We start from the raw sequence: 5,009 nt of genomic DNA on the forward strand, positions 1-5,009 counted from the left end.
AAATTTATTAATAGCCTTCTTGAAAAAGAGTATGGATTTATTGAACGTGACTTATTGTCTGCAGAACTAGAAATTGTACCAGCTGGTAAAGCACGTGATATGGGCTTTGATCGTTCCATGGTAATGGCGTATGGCCAAGATGATCGCGTGTGTGCCTACACATCCTTGGTAGCAATGCTTGAAGTGGATAATGTAAAGCGTACTACTTGTTGTTTACTTGTAGATAAAGAGGAAATTGGTTCTGTAGGTGCTACAGGTATGCAATCACGCTTCTTTGAAAATGCAGTGGCTGAAATTTTAACACTTATGGGTAAACCTAATTCTGTAAGTGTACGACGCACATTGGAAAATTCTCGTATGTTATCTTCCGATGTTAGCGCTGGCTATGATCCTTTATATGCATCTGCATTCGAAAAGAAAAATGCATCTTACCTAGGTATGGGTGTTGTATTCAATAAATTTACTGGTTCTCGTGGTAAATCTGGTTCCAATGATGCGAATGCTGAATATATGGGCTTTATTCGTCGTGTCATGGAATCTAACAATGTAACATATCAAACTGCAGAGCTTGGTAAGGTTGACCTTGGCGGTGGTGGTACCATTGCGTACATCATGGCCTTATACGGTATGAATGTTATCGACTGTGGCGTAGCCGTGCTTAGCATGCATGCTCCATGGGAGGTTACGTCTAAGGCGGATATTTACGAGGCTAAACAATGCTACGTTGCATTCTTAAATGCAGCTGATGAATCAATCTAAAATTATGGGGCTTTCACCATTGGTGAAAGTCCATTCTATGTGAGGTATATATGAATCAAACAGATTTAGGCGCAGCCATAGAGGCAGCGAAGGGAGAGGCAACAGAGGTTAAGACTGTAAAAGTCGATATTTTTGATATTCCTGAAACAAAGGCTGAAGAATATATTGCTAATCGTGAAGAGGTAGCAAAAGCTGCAGCACAGGTCATGAAACCATACTGTGTAACGGTAAAGCGTGAAACATTAGATCCTGAAGAAGGGGAGGCTGTAGTTGGTTATTATGTAACGGGTGAAATTTTAATGTGTGTCATCCTCGATCCATTTGAAGTGCCCGTTATGAAGGTAGCTCTTGATAAAGGGACCCTTAAAGACTATATTTTAGCAGCTAATGATTTAACAGAAGACATGTTAGCATCTCTTGAAAAATAAGAGGATTTCACATTTTTATGTGTCCTATAAATGGACAAATGTAAAATACTTTAATCTGCTACATTGATGTAGTAAAGAAATTTGTTTATAATAGATGTATTATAGTCATTGCAGATAGGAAGGAAATCCCCATGAACTTAAAAAAAGGTATTGCCCTAGCGCTCACGGCGGCAGCATTGATGGCATTTACAGGCTGTGGCTCAAATGGAACAACATCCAATGGTGAATACAAGGTTGGTGTAGTACAACTGGTTGAACATCCTGCACTTGATGCTGCAAACAAAGGTTTTGTTGATGCCCTAAAAGAGAAAGGCTTAGCTGATAAAACCGCCTTTGACCAACAAAATGCACAAGCTGATCAATCTAATTTGAATAGCATTGCACAGCGCTTTGTATCTGATCGTAAAAACTTAATTTTAGCCATTGCTACACCGGCAGCTCAATCTATGGCGAATGCAACTCATGATATTCCAATCTTGGGTACTGCTATTACTGATTACGAAGCAGCAAAACTTGTTAAATCTAATGAAAAACCAGGTGGTAATGTATCTGGTACATCTGATATGAACCCAGTAGAACAACAAGTTGATTTAATTTTACAAGTATTGCCGAACGCAAAAACTATCGGTACTATTTATAGTTCTAGTGAAGTAAATTCTCAAATTCAAGTTGAAAAAATGAAAGCTTATGCAGCTACAAAAGGTGTTAAGGTTGAAGAGGTTACCGTTTCTAACGTAAACGATATTCAACAAGCAGCACAAAATCTTGTTTCTCAACATGTAGATGCAATTTATGTGCCAACAGATAATGTAGTAGCTTCTGCGATGAGCAATCTTGTAGCGATTACCGACCCAGCAAAAATTCCTGTATTTGGCGGCGAAGATAACCACGTAAAAGGTGGTGCTGTAATGTCCTTGTCCGTAGATTACTACAAACTTGGATACCAAACAGGTTTAATGGCAGCTAAAATTTTAACTGGTGAAGCTAAAGTTGAAGATATGCCTATTGAAATGCAAAAAGAATTTAAATTAGTTGTAAGTAAAGATAAATTACAAAAATTGGGCATCACATTACCAGAAGAGTTGATGAACAAAGCAACTATGATTTAATACAGAACTGGTAAGGAGTTACATATGAACTGGAAAAAAGGTATTGCAGTAGCACTTAGTGCTATCTCTATTATGGCTATGGTAGCTGGTTGCGGTTCCAACACAGCAACTAATGATCAAAAGAAAATCGGCGTTATTCAATTGGTAGAACATCCATCTCTTGATGCCGCGAATAAAGGCTTTGTTGATGGCCTTGCATCTAAAGGTTATAAAGATGGGGAAAACATCAAATTAGACCAACAAAATGCTCAAGCTGACCAATCTAATTTAAATAGTATTGCTCAACGTTTTGTATCTGATAAAAAGGATTTAGTATTAGCCATTGCAACGCCAGCTGCACAAACTATGGCAAACGCATCTCATGATATTCCTATCATGGGTACTGCTATTACAGATTACGTTACAGCAAAACTTGTTCAATCTAACGAACATCCAGGTGGTAATGTTTCTGGGACATCTGATATGACACCTGTAGAAAAAGAGGTTGACCTTATTATTGCATTAGTACCAAATGTAAAACGTATTGGTGCAATTTACACATCTTCTGAAATCAATTCCCAACTTCAAGTTGAAAAAATGAAAGCCTATGCAGCTACTAAAGGTATCACTGTTGTAGAAGCAACTGTATCTAACGTAAATGATATCCAACAAGCGGCTACAAATCTTGTGAACCAAGATGTACAAGCTATTTATACACCAACTGATAATGTATTAGCATCTGCTATGGCTAACTTAGCTCAAATTACTGATGCTGCTAAAATTCCAGTATTTGCTGCCGATGAAGGTATGACAATGACTGGTGGTGTGGCAACATATTCTGTTGACTACTATAAATTAGGTTATCAAACTGGTTTAATGGCGGCAAAAGTGCTTTCTGGTGAAGCTAAAATCTCTGATTTAGCTATTGAAACACAAAAAGATATTAAGTTAACTGTGAATGAAGAACGTGCTAAAAAATTAGGTATTACAATTCCTGAAGCACTTCGTAAAGATATGAAATAATAGAGGAGATTTTGATGTTAGATTTAGTGGTAGGCACCATAACAACTGGCCTTTTATGGTCTTTGTTAGCGGTTGGTGTTTTCATCACCTTCCGTGTATTAGATGTGGCTGACTTAACTGTAGAAGGTACGTTTCCAATGGGGGCAGCCATTTCTGCAATTTTAATTACAAGTGGTATGAACCCAATCCTATCTATCTTGATTGCCGGCATTGGCGGTATGGCCGCAGGTGCTGTAACAGGTTGGATTCATACAAAATTGAAGATTCCTGCATTGTTAGCTGGTATCTTAACAATGATTGCTTTATATTCCATTAATCTTCATATTATGGGGAAAGCTAACGTATCCTTGCTTCGTATGGATACCATTTATTCAATTATCGGTAGTGTACTCCACACACCAAATATGTGGTCTGCAGCTATCGTAGGTGTTATCGTAGCTGTTGTAGTATGCTTACTATTATTCTGGTTCTTTGGTACAGAAATTGGTACAGCATTACGTGCAACAGGTGTTAACCCTCAAATGATTCGTGCTCAAGGTGTAAATACTGACAACATGATCGTTCTAGGTCTTTTGATTTCCAACGGTTTTGTTGGTATGTCTGGTGCATTGATTGGTCAATTCCAAGGCTTTGCCGACGTAGGTATGGGTATTGGTACTATCGTAATTGGTTTGGCTTCCGTAATTATCGGTGAGGTAGTATTTGGTACAAAATCCTTCGTACGTAGCCTCATTGCTGTAGTACTTGGTTCTATCGTATATCGTATCGTTATTGCAGCTGTACTTTATATGGGTATGCCACCAAACGATTTGAAATTATTCACTGCTATTCTTGTTGCCATCGCGCTTTCCTTGCCTACATTGAAAGCAAAATGGTTGGCTCGCTAAGGAGGGGGACACTATGTTAGAAGTAAAAAATATGGTAAAAACCTTCTTTAAGGGCACAATCAATGAAAAAACTGCTCTTCAAGGTATTGATCTTCGATTAGAAGAAGGCGATTTCTGTACTGTAATTGGTGGTAATGGTGCTGGTAAAAGTACGTTGCTAAACTCCATTGCTGGTGTATTTCCAGTAGATGAAGGCTCCATTACAATCAATGATATTGATGTCACAAAAATGCCAGAATACAAACGTGCTAAATACATTGGTCGTGTATTCCAAGATCCTATGGTTGGTACGGCAGGTAATATGCAAATAGAGGAAAACTTGATTCTTGCTATGCGCCGTGGTAAAAACTTAGGTCTTAAATGGGCTTTCAAAGATAGTGAACAAGCATTCTTTAAGGAACGCCTTGCATTATTAGGTTTAGGCCTTGAAGATCGTTTGTCTGCTCGTATGGGCTTATTATCTGGTGGTCAACGCCAATCTATTACATTATTAATGGCAACTATGCTTCGTCCAGAGCTTTTATTGCTAGACGAACATACAGCGGCCCTTGACCCTAAGACGGCAGAAAATGTTTTGCAATTAACAGATAAACTTGTATCAGAACATAACTTAACAACTCTTATGATTACTCATAATATGCGCGATGCATTGCGCTTTGGTAATCGCCTCATCATGATGGATGCTGGTCGCATCATCTATGATGTAAAAGGGGAAGAAAAGAAAAAATTAACAGTTGCTGATTTGTTACAAAAATTTGAAGTAGCTGGTGAAGGTGCGTTAAGCGACCGTATGATGCTCGGTTCAAAATAAGTACCTAAATCAT

At 38.3% G+C, this 5,009-nt stretch carries 5 protein-coding genes and 1 pseudogene; all 6 read left to right on the forward strand.

Translation table 11 applies throughout. The features are described from left to right. Positions 1-759 (forward strand): annotated as a pseudogene (locus tag Q7P05_RS03280) (aminopeptidase); the annotation flags it as partial. Between the two features lie 50 nt (positions 760-809). Beyond that, positions 810-1,187 (forward strand): hypothetical protein, encoded by a 378-nt coding sequence (locus tag Q7P05_RS03285; RefSeq protein ID WP_274205083.1) that lies wholly within the window; start codon positions 810-812, stop codon positions 1,185-1,187. A 131-nt stretch (positions 1,188-1,318) separates the two neighbouring features. Next, positions 1,319-2,296 (forward strand): ABC transporter substrate-binding protein, encoded by a 978-nt coding sequence (locus Q7P05_RS03290; protein ID WP_274205082.1) that lies wholly within the window; start codon positions 1,319-1,321, stop codon positions 2,294-2,296. 24 nt (positions 2,297-2,320) lie between these two features. Continuing rightward, positions 2,321-3,298, forward strand: coding sequence for an ABC transporter substrate-binding protein (locus tag Q7P05_RS03295; RefSeq protein WP_119206686.1), 978 nt, complete (start codon positions 2,321-2,323; stop codon positions 3,296-3,298). A 14-nt stretch (positions 3,299-3,312) separates the two neighbouring features. Next, positions 3,313-4,185, forward strand: coding sequence for an ABC transporter permease (locus Q7P05_RS03300; RefSeq protein ID WP_295792453.1), 873 nt, complete (start codon positions 3,313-3,315; stop codon positions 4,183-4,185). A 13-nt stretch (positions 4,186-4,198) separates the two neighbouring features. Beyond that, entirely contained in the window at positions 4,199-4,996 is a 798-nt protein-coding gene (locus tag Q7P05_RS03305; RefSeq protein ID WP_303930431.1) for an ABC transporter ATP-binding protein, read from the forward strand. Positions 4,997-5,009 lie beyond the last annotated feature (13 nt).

This window comes from Veillonella dispar, assembly GCF_937975875.1.
Lineage (GTDB): Bacteria > Bacillota > Negativicutes > Veillonellales > Veillonellaceae > Veillonella > Veillonella dispar_B.

Bases quoted from the DNA above. Each gene is read 5' to 3' on its own strand.
- Q7P05_RS03290 (WP_274205082.1), top strand. From the start codon at position 1,319: ATGAACTTAAAAAAAGGTATTGCCCTAGCGCTCACGGCGGCAGCATTG.
- Q7P05_RS03305 (WP_303930431.1), top strand. From the start codon at position 4,199: ATGTTAGAAGTAAAAAATATGGTAAAAACCTTCTTTAAGGGCACAATC.
- Q7P05_RS03295 (WP_119206686.1), top strand. From the start codon at position 2,321: ATGAACTGGAAAAAAGGTATTGCAGTAGCACTTAGTGCTATCTCTATT.
- Q7P05_RS03285 (WP_274205083.1), top strand. From the start codon at position 810: ATGAATCAAACAGATTTAGGCGCAGCCATAGAGGCAGCGAAGGGAGAG.
- Q7P05_RS03300 (WP_295792453.1), top strand. From the start codon at position 3,313: ATGTTAGATTTAGTGGTAGGCACCATAACAACTGGCCTTTTATGGTCT.